Below are 16,838 nucleotides of genomic sequence, written 5' to 3'. Positions count from 1 at the left end.
TGGCCGTCGACCCGATCACGGAGGCTCGCTCGTGACCCGCACCCCCGACCGGATCCGCCGGTTCCGGCTCACCCTCGCCGGGCTGGCCGCCGCCGCGCTGGTCGCCGCCGGCTGCACCCTTCCGGCGATCGCGCCCCGGACGGAGGCCGGCGGCGAGGCCGCCGCCCCCGGCACGGCGCCCACCTGGCGGGCCTGCCCGGAGGTGGCCGAGGAGCTGGTCGGGCGCGGGGCGCCGGGCATGCGCTACGAGTGCGCGCGGATCAAGGTGCCGCGCGACTGGGGCACGGGCACGGGCGGCGGGGCGACCGCCGGACCGGGCGCCGGGCAGACCTTCGAGATCGCGCTGCTGCGGGCCCGGTCGACGAAGCAGCGCGACCGGATCGGCTCGCTGGTGATCAACCCGGGCGGGCCCGGCGGCTCCGGCGTGGACACCGCCGTCTACCTCTCCTTCGGCCCGAGCTTCGGCGGCCTGCCCGCCTCGATCACCGACCGGTTCGACATCGTCGGCTTCGACCCGCGCGGGGTGTCCCGCTCCAGCCCGGTCAAGTGCATCCCCGACGCCGAGCTGGACGCCAGCTTCGGCTACGACCCCGACCCGGAGAGCCAGGAGTCGTTCGACGGCTTCGTCGCGCTCAGCCAGAAGATCGGGCGTGGCTGCGGCGACCGCTACGGCGACCAGCTGCCGCTCTACGGCACCGAGCAGGCCGCCCGGGACATGGACGCGGTCCGCGCCGCCGTCGGCGACGACAAGCTGACCTATCTCGGCTACTCCTACGGCACCCTGCTCGGGGCCACCTACGCCCAGCTCTACCCGCAGCGGGTACGGGCGCTGGTCCTCGACGGCGCGGTCGACCCGCGACAGGGCCTGATCGCCGGCTCGGAGGGCCAGGCCAAGGGCTTCGAGCGGGCCTTCGGCAACTTCGCCACGTGGTGCGCGGCCAACGCCGGGCGCTGCCCGATCGCCCCGGACGCCCGGGCCGCGGTCACCTCGGCGATCGACAAGGCGCGGGTGTCCCCGGTACGCGGTGACGACGGCCGGGAGGCCACCGCGGGCTGGGTCTTCTACGCGATCATCTCGTCGCTCTACACCGAGTCGGGGTGGCAGGAGCTGGCCGTCGCCATCGACAAGCTGGAGGGCGGCGACCCGGGCGACGTGTTCCGCCTCGCCGACGCGTACGCCGACCGGGACTCCGACGGGCACTACTCGAACATGTTCGACGCCAACCTGGCGGTCAACTGCGCCGACGAGGAGGAGAAGCCGAGCCGGGAGCGGATCCGGCAGCTCCAGTCGCAGTGGCGGGCGAAGTACCCACTGTTCGGGCCGGCCCTGGCCGTCGGCCTGCTCTCCTGCACCGAGTGGCCGGGCGGTCGCGACCCGTACCCGACGGGCCGGGCCGACGGGGCGCCGCCGATCCTGGTGGTGGGCACCACCGGCGATCCCGCGACGCCCTACGAGCAGACCCCGGCGCTGGCCGCGATGCTGGGCGTGGGCCGGGTGCTCACCTGGGAGGGCGAGGGGCACACCGCGTACCCGCAGACCTCCTGCATCACCGAGGCGGTCGACGCCTACCTGATCGACCTGACCGTGCCCCGGGAAGGGCTGCGCTGCCCGGCCCGCTGACCGGTCGTTCCGGCGGAAGGTCGGGCAGGTCGATGCCCTGCCGGGCCGCGATCTCCTCCAGCAACGCCCGCATCCGGCGTACGTCGGCCTTCAGCTGCTCCTGCTCCTCGTGTTCGAAGGCGTCGTCGTCGACGATGAGCTGACTGGCGAAGTGCGCGGTGATCAACGGGATGACCAGCAGCACCATTGTCGAGATGAGCAGCGCGGCGAGGGTGCGGCCCTGCCAACTCACCGGGGAGATGTCGCCGTAGCCGACGGTGGACGCGGTCACCACCGCCCACCAGACGGCGTCCGCCGGGCTGCGCTTCTCCACGTGGCCGTAGATCACGCCGGCCACCACGATCATCAGCAGGTAGGAAATGATCAACGTACGGGGCGAGTTGGCGAACCAGACCAGCCCCCGGTAGATCAACCGGAACGGCAGCAGCAGGACGTCCATGGACAGTCATGTTGCCCCCCGTACCCGAGCGCTGCCCGCCCATCGGTCCGGCTCACTGTGCCACGCTGGCGGCATGAGTGACGTGATCTTCCGTGAGGCCGTCCGCGGCGACCTGCCTGCCGTGATCGCCCTGCTCGCCGACGACGTGCTCGGCAGGACCCGCGACTTCACGGAGGTCGACGCCGCGTACGAGAAGGCGTTCGCCGACATCGACGCCGACCCGCGCAACCAGCTGATCGTGGCCGACGCGGACGGTGAGCTGCTCGGCTGCATGCAGCTCACCTACATCCCCGGCCTGGGCCGGCACGGCGCGGAGCGGCAGCTGATCGAGGCGGTCCGGGTCCGCTCCGACCTGCGCGGGCGCGGCGTCGGCCGGCAGATGATCACCTGGGCGGTCGACCAGGCGAGGCAGCGTGGCTGCGCCCTGGCCCAGCTCACCACCGACAAGACCCGCCACGACGCCCACCGCTTCTACCTCAACCTGGGCTTCCTCCCCACCCACGAGGGCATGAAGCTCCCCCTCTGACCCCCACGCCCCACGCCCCACGCCCCACGCCCCACGCCCCACGCCCCACGCCCCACGCCCCACGCCCCACGCCCCACGCCCCACGCCCCACGCCCCACGCCCCACGCCCCACGCCCCACGCCCCACGCCCCGGCGATCATGCAGTTGCGGCGCCCCGCAAAAAGGGCAAAGCGGTGAACAACTCCCACCACAACTGCATGATCGACGCGAGCGGGGCGGGCGGCGCGGGCGGCGCGGGAGGCGCGGGAGGCGCGGGAGGCGCGGGAGGCGCGGGAGGCGCGGGAGGCGCGGGAGGCGCGGGAGGGCGGGAGAAGGCGGGGTCAGGTGGGGAGGAGGTGGCCGTCGCGGAGGGTGAGGACGCGGTCGGCGAGGTCGATCAGGGCCGGATCGTGGGTGGCGACCAGTGCGGTCATGCCCCGGGCGTGCACGACCGCCCGGAGCAGGTCCATGATCGACCGGCCGGTCTCGGAGTCGAGTTGGCCGGTGGGCTCGTCGGCGATCAGCAGGTCCGGCTCGTTGGCCAGGGCCCGCGCCACGGCCACCCGCTGCTGCTGCCCGCCCGAGAGCTCGTACGGGCGCTGGCCCGCGTGCCCGCCGAGGCCCACCAGCTCAAGCAGCACCGCCACCCGCTCCTCCCGCTCGGCCGCCGGGACCCGCGCCAACCGCAGCGGTACGCCGACGTTCTCGGCGGCGGACAGGATCGGCACCAGCCCGAAGGTCTGGAACACGAAGCCGACCGTGCCGCGGCGCAGCTCCAGCAGCTCCTTCTCACCGGCGCCGGTGACGTCGTGCCCGGCGACCACCACCCGGCCCGAGTCGGGCCGGTCCAGCCCGCCCACCAGGTTCAGCAGGGTCGTCTTGCCCGCCCCGGAGCGACCGCGCACGGCCACCAGCTCGCCCCGCCCGGCCGAGAACGACACGTCCCGTACGGCGTGCACCGCGTGCTCGCCGCGGCCGAACGTGCGGCTGACCCCCTCCACCCGGACCACCTCGTCGGTGACCGTGACGCCCGCCACCGCCCCGGCCGACCGGTCGTCCGACGTCACGTCGTGCTCGCTCATGATCCCGCCCCGCTGTGCTCGGCGCGGTCGACCGGATCGACCACGCGGTACCGACTGATGCCCCGTCCGCCCACGGCGACGGCCTTCCGCCCGCCCACCGCGCCGGCTTCCCGCCCGCTCACCGTGGCGATGCCACGCCCGCTGGCCGCGCAGGCCTCCCGACCGCTGACCGTGGCGATGCCCCGGCCGCTCACCGCGGCGTCTCCCGCTCGTCCTGCGGCCGGTCGCCCGGGCGTACCTCCACGTGGTCCGGCTCCAGGTTGAGCCGCACCCGGTCGCGCAGCGACAACGCGTCCACGAACGGCGCCGGCAGCTGCATCCGGCCGCTGCGGTCGAGCACGGCGTACTCCTCGCTTACCAGTTCGGTGCTGCCGTCCGCGCCGATCCGCGCGGTCCGGCGTACCTCGGAGGCGGTCCGGCCGTCGCGGATCGCGACGGTCCGGCGGACCTGGGTGGCCACGGCGTGGTCGTGGGTGACCACCACGATGGTGACGCCGAGCTCGGCGTTGATGGTGCGCAGCGCCCCGAAGACGTCGGCCCCGGTCGCCTCGTCCAGCTCACCGGTCGGCTCGTCGGCGAAGAGGACCTCGGGGTCGTTCGCCACCGCCACCGCCACCGCGCAGCGCTGCTGCTCGCCGCCGCTGAGCTGCCCGGGCCGCCGGTCCGCGCAGTAGCCCACCCCGACCAGGTCGAGCAACTCCCGCGCCCGCTCGCGGTGGGCCCGCCGGCCGCCGCGCCGCCCGGCGAGCCGCATCGGCAGCTCGACGTTCTCCAGCGCGGTCAGGTACGGCAGCAGGTTGCGGCCGGTCTGCTGCCAGACGAATCCGACCATGCTCCGCCGGTAGCTCAGTCGCCGTCGGGTGGAGAGGTTGAGCAGGTCGTAGTCGCCGACCCGGGCGATGCCGGCGGTGGGCGTGTCCAGCCCGGAGAGGATGTTCAGCAGCGTCGACTTGCCGGAACCGGAGGCGCCCACGATCGCCACCAGCTCGCCCCGGTCGATGACCAGGTCGAGCCCCTGCAACGCGACGACCTCCACCCCCTCGGTCTTGAAGATCCGGACCAGCCCGTCGCAGACGATGTGCCCACGCAACCGGTCCCGGCCGCCGGCCCGCTCGGCCGCACGCTGGGCGGCCCGCTGTTGCAGGGCGGCCAGGTCCGGCACGGCGGTGCTCTCCGCGGTAGCGGTCATTGTCAGTTCTCCTCTCCGAGCCGGAGCACCTCACCGAGGCGCATCCGGCGGTTGTTCAGGGCCTCGACGGCGACCGCGAAGCCGAGGGCGAGCGCACCGAGCGCGATGACCGCGGCCGCCAGGCCGGGCTCGAACGCCACCCGGACCTCGACCCCGTCGGTGAAGGCGGACAGGCCGAGCACCGGGGTGAGCAACAGCGGCAGGACCGTGCCGACCAGCGCACCGGTCACCACCGAGACGCCCACCAGCGGGACCAGCTCCACCAGCAGCAGCCCGCGCCACTGGCGTCGGGACAGGCCGAGGGTGCGCAGCCGGGAGAGCACCTGGCCACGCTCGCGGGCACCGGCGAGCACCGTGAAGGCGATCGCGAGCAGGCCGAGCGCCGTCCCGCCGGCTGCGCCGGCGGTGAAGCCGAAGGCGAGCACCCCGTTGGCGCCGCCCTCGCCCACCTGCCGACGGGTGTCCGCGAAGGTCAGCACCTCCACGCCGCGCGGGCGCTCCCGGCCGGTGACGGCCCCGCCGGTCTGGAAGCGGGACTGCCCCGCGTCGCCGGCCCGGCGCAGCGCGTCGCCGTCCAGGTCGTCGCCGGCCACCAGGAAGCCGGTCGGCACGGCGGCGTAGTCCCGCCGGGGCAGGGACTGCCAGGGCAGGACGACGAACCGGCTGCTGTCCGCGCGCAGCAGCGGGAAGCTCTCCGCCTGCCCGGCGACCCGGAACTCGTACCGCTGGCCCTGGGCGCTGACGAAGGCGGAGCCGTCGAGACCGGCGTCGGCCAGCTCGGCGGCGACCGTCGGGGAGACCACCGCGGGCAGCGGGCCGCCTTCCCCGGCGGGGGCGAGCAGCGCCGCCGGCACCGTCACGTCGACGCCGGACTCGCGGACGATCCGGGCCATGGCCGGACCGTCGACCATGAGTACGGTCACCCCGCCGAGCCGGGCCTCGGTGCCGACGGCGTCCTTCGCCAGTCGTTGGCCCGCCTCGTGCAGCACCGGGCTCGCGGCACGGACCCCCGGCAGCCGCTCCAGCTCGGCGCCCGTGTCCGGGGCGATCCGGTCCCCCAGGATCAGGGCGTCGGCGGGGACCACCCGGCTGGCGGCCCGGTCCCGGCTCGCCTCGATCCCGGCGGCCGTCACCGCGCAGAACGCCGCGGTCGCGATGGCCAGCACGACGACCACCAGCGGCACGGCGACGACGGACCGGCCGGCCCGGGCGGTACCCAGGAAGGCGACGCTGCCCCGGGCCCGGGCCGCGAGCCGGCTGACCAGCCGCAGCGGCCACGGGTACAACCGCATCGCGACCACCGCCGCGGCGACGGCCAGCAGCACCGGCACCGAGACCAGCAGCGGGTCGACCTCCCCCGGGGTGAGGCCGCGGCGGCGCAGCAGCACGACCGCGAGACCCGCGAGGACCAGCAGCCCCGCCTCCACCGTGAGGCGACGCGCGGAGGGGCGCGACCGGATCAGGTCGCGCCGACCGGCACCGCCCCTGGACGCGGCGAGGGTGGCCACCGGCAGCGCGAGGGCCACCAGGACGGTCGCGGCGACGGCGGACCACAGGGTCTCCCCCGGTGCCCCCGGAGCGAGGCCACCGACCAGCCAGCCGAGCGCACCGGCGGGCGGCACCACCAGCAGCGCCTCGGTCAGGCTGCGGCCCGCGCTCGTGGTGGCCGCCCCGCCCCGGGCCCGCAGCAGGGTGAACTCCGAGCGGCGGCGGCGCACCAGCAGCCCGGCGGCCAGCACGACGAGGCCGGCCAGGGTGGCCAGTACGCCCGCGGCGATGACCCCGAGCACCGTCCGGGCGCTGTCCACCTCGGCGGAGAACTGCCGCAGCGGGATGTCCAGCCCCTGGACGAGGTTGCGGCCGCCCGCCTCCCGGGTCATCTGCTGGAGTCCGCCGATCACCTGGTCCAGCTCGCGGGCGTCGACGCCGTCGGCGCCCAGGCGGTAGCGCCAGCTGAACGTCAGCGGCCAGCCGGCGACGGCCTGGCGGTTCAGCGCGGCGCCGTCGACGACGCCGACGGCGATGAAGGGTTGGCCGTCCCCCACCGGCTCGACGATGCGCAGCAGCGGCGGCAGCCCGTCCCAGAACCCGTCGGCGGCGTCACGGGGCTGGAAGAGGCCGACCACGGTGAGCTGGGTGGGGGGCGGGGAGTCGGCGGTGAGCGGCTCCGGCGCGGCGAGGGTGAGCCGGCTGTTGAGCCGCAGGTTCAGCTTGCCGGCGACGTCCGCGGCCAGCGCCACCTGCACCGGCTGGTCCTTCGGCGTGTCGGCCGGCCAGCTTCCCTCGACCAGCGTGCCGGCCTCCTCGATCCCGGTCACGGACCGCAGGCCCAGGTGGACCAGGAGGTTCTTCGCCGCCAGGTCCGGGCCCCGCACCAGGCTGGCCGGGGTCTCCCCGGCGTACCACCGCTGGTCGACCATGCGCCCGACGACCGGCGGCATCGCGCTCTCGATCGCCGCCAGGTCGCCCTCGTGGGCGTCCACCACGGAGGTGCCGTTGTCCGCCGCGGCGAGCGGCCCGGACGAGTACGTCACGTCCCGCTGCTGCGGCGGCACCGCACCCAGGTGGGCCTTCAGGCCCTCCTGGGCGTGCCCGTTGACGATCCTGGGCACCCCGCTGATCACCAGCGTGGCGACCAGCGTCAGCGCCGCGAGGAGCAGGAACTGCCCGCCGTACGCCCGGACCCGGCGGACGACCGCCCCGATGCTCACCACGCCCCGTCTCCGCTCCTGGTCGTCCCTACGCTCCCGGTCACCGGTCTCCCCCGATCCGCAGCTGCGCCACGGCCACCCGCTGTCGGATGCCGAGGGCGATGAACGCGCTGAAGGCGAGTGCCGCCAGCAGCAGGCCGAGCGCGGTCAGGCCGATGGGCAGCCAGGGCAGCACGAAGGCGGCCTCCGGCACCGGCCGGCCCGCGGACGGCGTGAGGATGACCAGCGGGGCCATGGTCGCGCCGACCGCGGCGCCCAGCAGCAGGCCCACGCCGACGCCGATCCCGGCCAGGAAGGTCTGCTCGGCCAGCAGCGCCCGGGCCAGCAGCCGGGGGCTGGCGCCGAGCGTGTGCAGCACGGCGAACTCCCCCAGCCGGTGCCGGGCGGTCGCCCAGACGTCGACGATCAGGCCGACCAGGGCCAGCAGCACCGAGCCGAGCGCCGCGGCGAGCAGCCCCGTGCGGGCCCCCTGCCAGTACGGGTCGCCGGCAGCCCGCTCGGCCACCTCCCGCCGGTCGAGCAGCGTGGCGCCGGTCAGGTCGGCCGCCGCGCGGGCCGCCTCGGCGTGGCCGGCGTCCTCGGTGCCCAGCCACCACTCCGGCACCGGCCGGACCCCGCCCCGGTCCCGGATCAGCCAGTCCGCCGCCGCAGGCAGGTCCAGCAGCACGCCCTCGCCGGCCGCGGACGGCACTGCGTCCAGCTCACCGACGAGCGTGACCGGCAGCGTCGCGCCGGACAGCACCAGGTTGACCGTGTCGCCGACGCGCAAGCTCAACGCGTCGCGTACGGCCGGGGTCATCAGTGCGGGTACCGGCCGGTTCTCGCCGGCCGGCACCACGGCGAAACGGCTCGGCGGCTGGAACGCGAACCGGCCGCCCTCGCGGTACTCGACCTCCCAGTCGGCCTTCAGCCCGGCGGCCGTGGCCGACGCATCGACCGGTTTGCCCTGGCCGTCGACGGCCACCCACCCGCCGTCCAGCGACGCCGGCCGGGCCGCGCCGTCGGCGCCGACCAGCCGCAGGTCCGACACCTCCAGGCGGTACGCCCGCCCGCGCGCGCTCCCGCCGTCGGCCTCGAAACCGGACAGTCGTAGGGCGCCCTCCCCGGCGGGGACGGCGACGGTGAACGGCGCCGGTCGGCCGTCGCTGCCGCTGCTGCCCGCCGGAAGCCGGAAGGCCAGCCCGTCCGCCCGGGTCAGCAGCACCCAGAGGCCGATCTGGTGCGGCGTGACGGCGTCGCGCACGGGGGTGCGTACCGTGCCGGTGAGCGACCGGGTGCCGGCGGGCAGTTCCAGCCCGGTGGGCGCGCCGCGCGCCCGGGTCAGCCGGTCGAGCAGTGCCGGCGCGGGCTCGTCGGTCAGCCTCTCGTTGAGCCGCAGCACGTCGGCCGCGGCCGCGGCGTCGAGGCTCACCACCGTCGTCGGCAGGTCGGCGCGGCCGAGGCGAATCTCGTCCCGCCAGGCCGGCAGCGCCTCGCGGACGCCGGGCAGAGCGGCGAGCTGACCGGCCCGACCGTCGGGTGCCGAGCCGGTGCGCTCGACGACCCGCAGGTCGGCGCCGACGGTGTGCTCGGCCTGGTCGGCCTGCGACAGCTCGCCGGTGGTCACCAGCGACCACGCCAGGGTGCTGCCGCCGACGGCGAGGGCGAGCAGCAGCACGGGGCCGGCGTGCGGGCGCCGCCCCGCCTGCCACATGCCGAACATGGTCGCGGTCCACGGTCTGCGGTCGACGAACCGCTCGGCGAAGCGGGTCGCGGGCGGCAGCAGCCGCAACGCCACGACCGCGCCGGCCAGCACGCCCAGCGTCGGCGCCGCGACCAGCAGCGGGTCCACCCCGAGCCGGCCGGCCGCCCCGGCGACCGGCGACGAGTACTGGCGCAGCTGGGTCCAGGCCAGCACCGCGAAGCCGACCAGCACCAGGTCGAGGCTGGCCCGCTGGACGCTCGCGGCGCGGGTGGGCCGGGACCGGGCCGCCATGTCGGCGACGTAGGTGCCGGCCCCCCGCAACGTCGGGACGACCATCGCGACCAGGCAGCCGGCGGCGGTGGCGGCTGCGGCGGCCCAGATCAGCGTGGTGTTGCCGGCGGCGAGCGTCAGCGGGGTGGCGCCGCCGGTACCCACGTGCCGCAGCGCCTCGCCGGCGATCAGGGGCCCCAGCACGCCGGCGGGCAGGACGACCAGGGCCGCCTCCCGGGCCGCCAGGCCGGCCAGTTGCCGCCGCGCGGCGCCCCGGGCCCGGAGCAGGGCGGTCTGGCCGCGCCGGTCCTCGTGCAGCAGGGCGGCGACGAGCACCAGCGCGTACCCGCCGAGGACGACGATCAGCAGCAGCGGGGTGGCCAGCGAGGAACGGCCCACCAGGTCGGCCCGGGTGACGCGGTCGAGGAGCCGGTCGATCGCCGTGACGGTCTGGCCGGAGGAGCCCAGCCCGGCCGCCTCGGGCACCTCGGCGAGGGCCGCGGTGAGCGCCTGCCGCACGTCGGACAGCCGCCCCGCGCCGGCCGCCGCCGCGAGGTCCGGCTCGACGACCCAGGACGCCGACACCGAGCCCGGGTACGTGGCGACGAAGTCCGCCGGGTCCAGCACGAACGGCCCGTACGAGGTGCCGGCGTCCGCGGCGCTGCCCGCCCCGACCCCGGGTGCCAGCCGCCAGTACGGGTCGGCCGCGTCGCGGGGGCGCCAGGTCCCGACGAGCACCACGGTGCTGGCCTCGTCGGACCGGCGGTCCAGCATCGGCACCCGGTCGCCGACGGTCATCCCGAGCATGCCGGCGACCTTCTCCGGCAGGGTGACCTGCAGCGGCGAGGCTCCCGGGGCGGGCCAGGCGCCGCCGGTCAGCTCGGCGTGGCGGGGCAGGTCGTCGAGGGCCGCCAGGGTGGCGAAGACCGGATCGTCGTCGTCGCGGGCCACGGGGCCGAGGTCGCCGGTCAGCTCGCGGCCACCGCCGTAGCGGGCGGCGTCGACGGTGACCGGCGCGCCGCCGAGGCCAGCGGCGAACCCGTCCCGGACGGCCCGGTCCCGGGCGGCGAACTCGGCAGCGTCCCGGCCGGCCGCGCCGCTGACCAGGAGGCTGCGCTCCTCGAACGACGCCCCGCTGAGCAGGGCACGCTGGCCCGCCTCGACGGCCCGCCGGTTGTAGTCAGAAAGCCCGGTGACCAACGCGACCGCCACCAGGGCCGCGACCACCGCGGCGAGCAGCAGCCCACGCGCCTCGCGGGCCCGCCTCCACACCAGCTTCATCCGATGCCCTCCCCTGGCCCGTTGTCGGGCCGACGATCAGGGAGAGCGGTGACGTGCCGGGAAAGGTTCGCGCCCGTTACTTGATCGTTATCCGGAGGCGCCCGACCGGTGGGCGGGGCCGGCGACCCGGCGAGGGTGGCGCGGTGCGCGGATGTGCTTCCATCACCGGATGGAGATCGCCCTCACCGCCCTGATGGTGGCCGTCGTCGCGCTGCTCGCCGCCCAGTTGCCCGGCAGGACCGAGCAGGCGCGGACCGCGTACCGGCTCGCCGAGATCGAGCGCCGGCTCCGGCTGGTGATGGACCACCTGGGCGTGGTGGACGCCTCGCCCGTGCCGCCGGAGGTGGGACAGCACCTGGCCCGGGGCGACAAGATCAAGGCGATCGCCGCGTACCGGAAGGCGACCGGCGCGGACCTGCGCTCGGCCAAGGAGGCGGTGGAGGCGTACGGCGACCGCCGGTGACGGCGGGCACGCGTCCCGCCCGTGCCGGCGGGACGGCGGCGATCGGGCGGGCCGGTCAGCGGGGGCGGTCGCGGTCCTTGGAGGGCTGCACGCGCTTCGGCTCGCCGGGCATCTTCGGGTGGTCCGGCGGATAGGGCATGTCGCCCTGGCCGGCGGTGTCGTCCCGGTCGGCCCACTCCAGCAGCGGGCTGATGTCCCACGCGGTGTCGTCGATGCCGGCGTGCGGATCGCCGCGCTCGGCCAGCCGGGCCGGGACGGTGCGCAGGTCGAAGTCGTCGGGGTCGACGTCGGGCAGCTCGTCCCAGGTGACCGGGGTGGACACGGTGGCCCGGGCGTTGGCCCGCAGCGAGTACGCGCAGGCGATCGTGCGGTCGCGGGCCATCTGGTTGTAGTCGACGAAGACGCGCTCGCCCCGCTGCTCCTTCCACCAGGCGGTGGTCACCAGCTCCGGCCGGCGCCGCTCCAGCTCGCGGGCCAGCGCGATGGTGGCCCGGCGCACCTCCGTGAACGTCCAGCGTGGCGCGATCCGCAGGTAGACGTGCACGCCACGGCCGCCGGAGGTCTTCGGCCAGCCGGTGACGCCCAGCTCGTCGAGGAGCCCGCGCAGCTCTCCGGCGGCGGCAACCGCGTCGGCGAAGTCGGTGCCGGGCTGCGGGTCGAAGTCGATGCGCAACTCGTCGGGGCGGTCGACGTCGGCGGCACGCACCGGCCACGGGTGGAACACGATGGTGCCCATCTGGGCGGCCCAGGCCACGTGGGCCAGGTCGGCGGGGCAGAGCTCGGCCGCGCTGCGACCGCTCGGGAAGCTGATCGTGGTCGTCCGCACCCAGGGCGGCACGCCCCGCGCGGGCACCCGCTTCTGGAAGAACGCCTCCCCCTCGACGCCCTCCGGGAAGCGCTGCAACGTGGTGGGACGCTCGCGCAGGGCGCGCATGATGCCGTCACCCACCGCGAGGTAGTAGTGGAAGACGTCGGCCTTGGTGAAGCCGCGCTGCGGGAAGATCACCCGGTCGGGGCTGGTCAGCCGGACCTCGTGCCCGGCCACCTCGATCAGTTCGGCCGCAGCCTTCGTGCCACCCATTGCGCGACCATATGCCACACCTCCGACGTCCGACGTACCGTTGACGGGTGAGTCTTGACGAGAGTGAACTGCCCCGTACCGAGGAAGAGTGGCGGGTCCGGCTCAGCCCGGAGGAGTTCCGGGTGCTGCGGGAGGCCGGCACCGAGCGCCCGTGGACCGGCGAGTACGTCGACACGAAGACGCCCGGGACCTACCACTGCCGGGCCTGCGGCGCGCAGCTCTACCCCAGCGACACGAAGTTCGACTCGCACTGCGGGTGGCCCAGCTTCGACGACGCGATCCCCGGCGCGGTCAAGGAGATCGAGGACCGCAGCCTGGGGATGAGCCGCACCGAGATCCGCTGCGCCCGATGCGACAGCCACCTGGGGCACGTCTTCCGGGGCGAGGGTTTCACCCCGAAGGACACCCGGCACTGCGTCAACTCCGTCTCCATCCGGCTGGAGCCGCGCGCCGACGCCTGATCCGGCGCCCGGGGTTCAGGCGCCCCGGGCCGGCGTCAGCCCGGCCATCAGCGAGACCTCGGCCGTACGCGACCGCTCGACGCGACCGGCGAAGTCGCGTACGCGCGGGTCGGCGCCGACCGTCTGGTGCGCCCGGGCCAGGTCGGCCGCCGCCTCCTGGTGCGGGACGAGCAGGCCGAGCAGGACGCGGTCGACCTCGCCGTCCGGGGCGGCCCGCAGGCGTGCCATGTCCTCGGCGGCGGTCCCGTGCTGTCCGTGGTCGTGCCGGCGGGCGGCCTCGGCGGCGGCCGGTCCGGCGTCGCGCAGCCAGCCGCGCATCGTGGCGAGTTCGTCGATCTCGGTGACCTCGATGGCGGCGACGAGGGTGTGCAGCTTCCGGTCGGTCACCCGGTCGCGGCTGAGCCGCACCATCTCCAGCGTCTGCTCGGTGTGTGCCGCCAACATGGCCAGGAAGACCACGTCCAAGCCGTTCATCTCGGTCGCGCTGGCCGCGGCCGGCCCCGGCGGCGCGGGGACGGACGACGCCGGGGCGGTCCGCGCGGCGCAACCGGAGACGGTCAGCAGGACGGCGAGCAGGACGACCGTGGGCAGCCGTCGCATGGCGTACTCCGATCCGGGAAGGGATGACGGGTGCGGGCGCCGGGGGGACGGGCCGCACCCGTCCGGTCAGACCTGCGTCCAGAGCGCCGGCACGTGCGGCGGTTCCCAACCGGGGATCGCGGTGTGCGCCTGCCGGCAGCGGTACGTCAGCCCGCCGTAGGTGACCTGGTCGCCGACCTGGTAGGCCCGGCCCGCCGTCCAGCTGCCGCCCGGCGCGGGCGGGGTGGTCGGGGCGGCGGTGGGGGTCGGGGTGGGCGACGGGGCCGGCCCGGTCGGGCTCGGCGTGGGCGACGGGTTGCCGCCCCCGCCGACCTGGAGGTCGACGCAGGAGTAGAACGCGTTGGCGGTGTCCGCGATGTTCCACACGGCGAGGACCTTCTGCCGTCCCGGGTGGCCGCCCAGGTTGACGGTGTGCGAGACGGTGGCGCCGGGCTGCTGCCCGCCGCCGTTGAAGACGGCCACCCGGGTGCCGCCGATGAAGTACTCCCAGTTGCTGGTGGCGTGCCGGGCGGTGTTGGTCCAGGTGAAGGTGACGGAGCTGCCGACCGAGGTGGCGGGCCAGCCCCGGCTGTCGTCGTTGAGGACGGCGAACTGGGCGATCCCCGCGTGGCAGCTGCGCAGCCCCTTCGGCCCCTCGACGCTCTGCGGCTCGTACTTGATCTGCCCGCAGTCGGGGACCCGCCCCTGGGCGCAGAGCGCCTGACGGCTCGGCGGGCCGGACACGTAGCCGTGCGCCTGGGCGGGCGCCGCGACGGCGAGTGCGGAGACGACGGCACCCGTCGCCACGAGCGGGATGGTGATTCTTCGACGCATGGTGGCAGCTCCTTCGGACTTCGGCCTGGTGAGGTGCCATCAACATAAATTAAAGCTTGTTAACAGTAAAGACTCCTGTCGATAGAAACATCGCACCTTCTGCACACGCAGGGTGACCATCAGAGCAGCAACAGGCTGCCCCGCTCGTCCACCCGGTCGGCGGACTCGTCGTCCAGCCAGACGCCACCGGTGGCGAGGTAGCGGAAGCGGTACTCCCCCGGGCCGAGTCGTACGGTGACCGTCCGGGTGCCGTCCCGACGCGGGAGGAGTTCGTGCCGCCCCGGCTCCCAGCCGTTGAAGGAGCCGACCACGCTGACCGGGCCGGGCGGGGTGTCGCGGGGCAGGCTGAAGGTGACCCGTACCTGGTTGCCGAAGAGCTTGTTCCGCTTGATCATGTCGTGTTCCTCCGGGGTCGCGCGGTCACCCGGTACAACGCCCGACACGCCGGGGGCGACACGCCGCCACCCCCGAGTGACCTGGGCCGATCCGCCCACCCGGCACGGTCCGGTTGCCGCACGCTCGAGGAAATGTGTCGGCCTTCGGGGGGTTCTGTCGTGGCGACGTGCGAGGTCTGCGGTAACGACTACTGGATGGCGTTCGAGGTGCGGACCGTCAGCGGCGACGTGCACACCTTCGACTGCTTCGAGTGCGCCGCGCACAAGCTGGCGCCGATCTGCGAGCACTGCCAGGTCAAGATCGTCGGGCACGGGGTGGAGGTGTCCGGCCGGTTCTTCTGCTGCGCGCACTGCGCCCGCGCGGAGGAGGGCGCCCGGGGCGCAGAGATCCGCGACGCGGTCGGCGCCCGCCCCGCCTGAGGCCGGCGGTCGGCCGGCCGCCGCCGCCATGGCCGCCCGGTCGGCCGGGCGCACCGGCGGCACGCGGGGCAGCGGGGCGGCTGGCCCACGGGCCCGGCCTACCATCGGGGAGTGCCACAGCCCCCCGTGCCGAGGACCGCCTCGTTCGCCGAACTCGACGCCCGCACCTTCCACGACCTGCTCCGGCTCCGGATCGACGTGTTCGTGGTGGAGCAGGCGTGCCCGTACCCGGAACTCGACGGGCGCGACGTCGAGCCGGGCACCCGCCACCTCTGGCTCGACGACGGCGGCGCGCCCCTGGCGTACCTGCGGATCCTCGCCGACCCGGGCGGCGTGGCGCGGATCGGGCGGGTGGTGGTGGCGCCGAAGGCGCGCGGCGGCGGGCACGCGGGCCGGCTGATGGCCGCGGCGCTGGAGCTGGTCGGCGACCGCCCCTGCGTGCTGGAGGCCCAGTCCCACCTGGTCGGCCTCTACGCCCGCCACGGCTTCGCCGTCGCCGGTCCCGAGTACGTCGAGGACGGCATCCCGCACACCCCGATGCGCCGGGAAGGCATTGACCGAAGCCGATAAATGTGACAGCCTCCGGGCAGAGCCGTCGCGGAAGCCACGCAGCGCGCACGGGAGGGGCAACTCCCGGGCCGTCCGGGCGTCGTCGTCCGACCTCTCCTCCCGGGGGCTCCCCATGTCCACTCAACTTCGCACCTCCCGCCTGGCGTGGCTGCTCGCCGTCGCGGCGACCGCCGTGCTGCTGCTGACCACCGCCCTGGCCAACCCCGTGTCGGCGCACGGCTCCGTGGTGGACCCGGCGTCACGCAACTACGGCTGCTGGCAGCGCTGGGGCAGCGACTTCCAGAATCCCCGGATGGCCACCGAGGACCCGATGTGCTGGCAGGCCTGGCAGGCCAACCCGAACGCCATGTGGAACTGGAACGGCCTGTTCCGCGAGGGCGTCGCCGGCAACCACCAGGCCGCCATCCCCAACGGCCAGCTCTGCTCCGGCGGCCGGACCGAGGGCGGTCGCTACAACGCCCTCGACACGGTCGGCGCCTGGAAGACCGCCCCGGTCTCCAGCAACTTCCGGGTCCGCCTCTACGACCAGGCCAGTCACGGCGCGGACTACATCCGGGTGTACGTGACCAGGCAGGGCTTCAACGCGCTCACCGAGCCGCTGGGCTGGGACGACCTGGAACTGGTCGGCCAGATCGGCAACACCCCGGCGTCGGGGTGGAAGCCGGAGCCCACCGGCGTGTCCATCGAGATCCCGGCGAACGCGCCGGGGCGGACCGGGCGGCACGTCGTCTACACCATCTGGCAGGCCAGCCACCTGGACCAGTCGTACTACCTGTGCAGCGACGTCGACTTCTCCGGTGGGCCGACCAACCCGCCGCCGACGACGCCGCCGCCCACCACTCCCCCGCCCACCACGCCGCCGCCGACCACTCCCCCGCCGACGACGCCGCCGCCCACGACCCCGCCGCCGGCCGGGGCCTGCACGGCGACGTACCGGGTGACCGGGCAGTGGACCGGAGGCTTCCAGGGCGAGGTGACGGTGACCGCCGGTGGCGGGGCCGTCAGGGGCTGGTCCGTGACCTGGACCTACGCCAACGGCCAGCAGGTGACGTCGGCGTGGAACGCGACCGTGACCACCAGCGGCACGCGGGTCGTCGCCCGCAACGCGGAGCACAACGGGTCGCTGGCCCCCGGGGCGAGCACCACGTTCGGCTTCCTCGGCTCGTGGTCCGGCACCAACAGCGTGCCGACACCCACCTGCACGACCGTGGTCTGATCCCCACCGGAACCCCGGCCGGGGTCGCAGCCCACTC

The 16,838-nt window shown here is 75.2% G+C and carries 16 protein-coding genes; 7 read left to right on the top strand and 9 right to left on the bottom strand.

Features of this window, described 5'->3' with window-relative positions; translation table 11 throughout:
* Positions 1-31 precede the first annotated feature (31 nt).
* Positions 32-1,621, top strand: coding sequence for an alpha/beta hydrolase (locus OG989_RS15665; protein WP_151455600.1), 1,590 nt, complete (start codon positions 32-34; stop codon positions 1,619-1,621).
* Here OG989_RS15665 and OG989_RS15660 read toward each other — a convergent pair.
* A complete protein-coding gene (locus OG989_RS15660; RefSeq protein ID WP_327030909.1) occupies positions 1,548-2,060 on the bottom strand; it encodes an ion channel in 513 nt (170 codons plus the stop codon). The genes OG989_RS15665 and OG989_RS15660 overlap by 74 nt on opposite strands.
* Before the next feature lie 73 nt (positions 2,061-2,133).
* On the opposite strand from OG989_RS15660, the gene OG989_RS15655 reads away from it, so the two are divergent.
* Complete coding sequence (locus tag OG989_RS15655) at positions 2,134-2,586, top strand: GNAT family N-acetyltransferase (protein ID WP_327030908.1); 453 nt, start codon at positions 2,134-2,136, stop codon at positions 2,584-2,586.
* Between the two features lie 320 nt (positions 2,587-2,906).
* Here OG989_RS15655 and OG989_RS15650 read toward each other — a convergent pair whose 3' ends face one another.
* From OG989_RS15650 to OG989_RS15635, 4 genes are all read right to left on the bottom strand, one after another.
* Positions 2,907-3,647, bottom strand: a complete 741-nt coding sequence (locus tag OG989_RS15650) for an ABC transporter ATP-binding protein (protein ID WP_327030907.1) — start codon at positions 3,645-3,647, stop codon at positions 2,907-2,909.
* A gap of 190 nt (positions 3,648-3,837) precedes the next feature.
* A complete protein-coding gene (locus OG989_RS15645) occupies positions 3,838-4,836 on the bottom strand; it encodes an ABC transporter ATP-binding protein (protein WP_151456705.1) in 999 nt (332 codons plus the stop codon).
* Between the two features lie 2 nt (positions 4,837-4,838).
* Positions 4,839-7,550, bottom strand: coding sequence for an FtsX-like permease family protein (locus OG989_RS15640; protein WP_327030906.1), 2,712 nt, complete (start codon positions 7,548-7,550; stop codon positions 4,839-4,841).
* Positions 7,551-7,587: 37 nt separating this feature from the next.
* Positions 7,588-10,782, bottom strand: coding sequence for an FtsX-like permease family protein (locus OG989_RS15635; protein ID WP_327030905.1), 3,195 nt, complete (start codon positions 10,780-10,782; stop codon positions 7,588-7,590).
* Between the two features lie 169 nt (positions 10,783-10,951).
* On the opposite strand from OG989_RS15635, the gene OG989_RS15630 reads away from it, so the two are divergent.
* Positions 10,952-11,245, top strand: coding sequence for a hypothetical protein (locus tag OG989_RS15630; protein ID WP_132233105.1), 294 nt, complete (start codon positions 10,952-10,954; stop codon positions 11,243-11,245).
* Between the two features lie 55 nt (positions 11,246-11,300).
* Here OG989_RS15630 and ligD read toward each other — a convergent pair whose 3' ends face one another.
* Complete coding sequence (ligD, locus tag OG989_RS15625) at positions 11,301-12,326, bottom strand: non-homologous end-joining DNA ligase (RefSeq protein WP_327030904.1); 1,026 nt, start codon at positions 12,324-12,326, stop codon at positions 11,301-11,303.
* Positions 12,327-12,373: 47 nt separating this feature from the next.
* On the opposite strand from ligD, the gene msrB reads away from it, so the two are divergent.
* A complete protein-coding gene (gene msrB, locus OG989_RS15620; protein ID WP_101414752.1) occupies positions 12,374-12,787 on the top strand; it encodes a peptide-methionine (R)-S-oxide reductase MsrB in 414 nt (137 codons plus the stop codon).
* Between the two features lie 15 nt (positions 12,788-12,802).
* Here the strand turns inward: msrB and OG989_RS15615 are convergent, their stop codons facing one another.
* The 3 genes from OG989_RS15615 to OG989_RS15605 form a co-directional block, all read right to left on the bottom strand.
* Complete coding sequence (locus OG989_RS15615; RefSeq protein WP_327030903.1) at positions 12,803-13,387, bottom strand: DUF305 domain-containing protein; 585 nt, start codon at positions 13,385-13,387, stop codon at positions 12,803-12,805.
* Positions 13,388-13,453: 66 nt separating this feature from the next.
* A complete protein-coding gene (locus OG989_RS15610; RefSeq protein WP_327030902.1) occupies positions 13,454-14,200 on the bottom strand; it encodes a lytic polysaccharide monooxygenase in 747 nt (248 codons plus the stop codon).
* 119 nt (positions 14,201-14,319) lie between these two features.
* A complete protein-coding gene (locus OG989_RS15605; protein ID WP_132233095.1) occupies positions 14,320-14,595 on the bottom strand; it encodes an isoamylase early set domain-containing protein in 276 nt (91 codons plus the stop codon).
* Between the two features lie 159 nt (positions 14,596-14,754).
* Here OG989_RS15605 and OG989_RS15600 point away from each other — a divergent pair, with 159 nt between their 5' ends.
* The 3 genes from OG989_RS15600 (at position 14,755) to OG989_RS15590 (ending at position 16,801) form a co-directional block, all read left to right on the top strand.
* Positions 14,755-15,015: a Prokaryotic metallothionein gene (locus OG989_RS15600; protein WP_151457740.1), complete on the top strand. Its 261-nt coding sequence runs from the start codon at positions 14,755-14,757 to the stop codon at positions 15,013-15,015.
* A 111-nt stretch (positions 15,016-15,126) separates the two neighbouring features.
* Positions 15,127-15,585, top strand: coding sequence for a GNAT family N-acetyltransferase (locus OG989_RS15595; RefSeq protein WP_327030901.1), 459 nt, complete (start codon positions 15,127-15,129; stop codon positions 15,583-15,585).
* A gap of 112 nt (positions 15,586-15,697) precedes the next feature.
* On the top strand, positions 15,698-16,801 hold the full coding sequence (locus OG989_RS15590; RefSeq protein ID WP_327030900.1) for a lytic polysaccharide monooxygenase auxiliary activity family 9 protein: 1,104 nt from the start codon (positions 15,698-15,700) through the stop codon (positions 16,799-16,801).
* Positions 16,802-16,838 lie beyond the last annotated feature (37 nt).

This window comes from Micromonospora sp. NBC_01740 (assembly GCF_035920365.1).
Classification (GTDB): Bacteria; Actinomycetota; Actinomycetes; order Mycobacteriales; family Micromonosporaceae; genus Micromonospora; species Micromonospora reichwaldensis.
The sequence above is the reverse complement of the archived record's forward strand: the minus strand, read 5'-3'. Positions and strand labels throughout refer to the sequence as shown.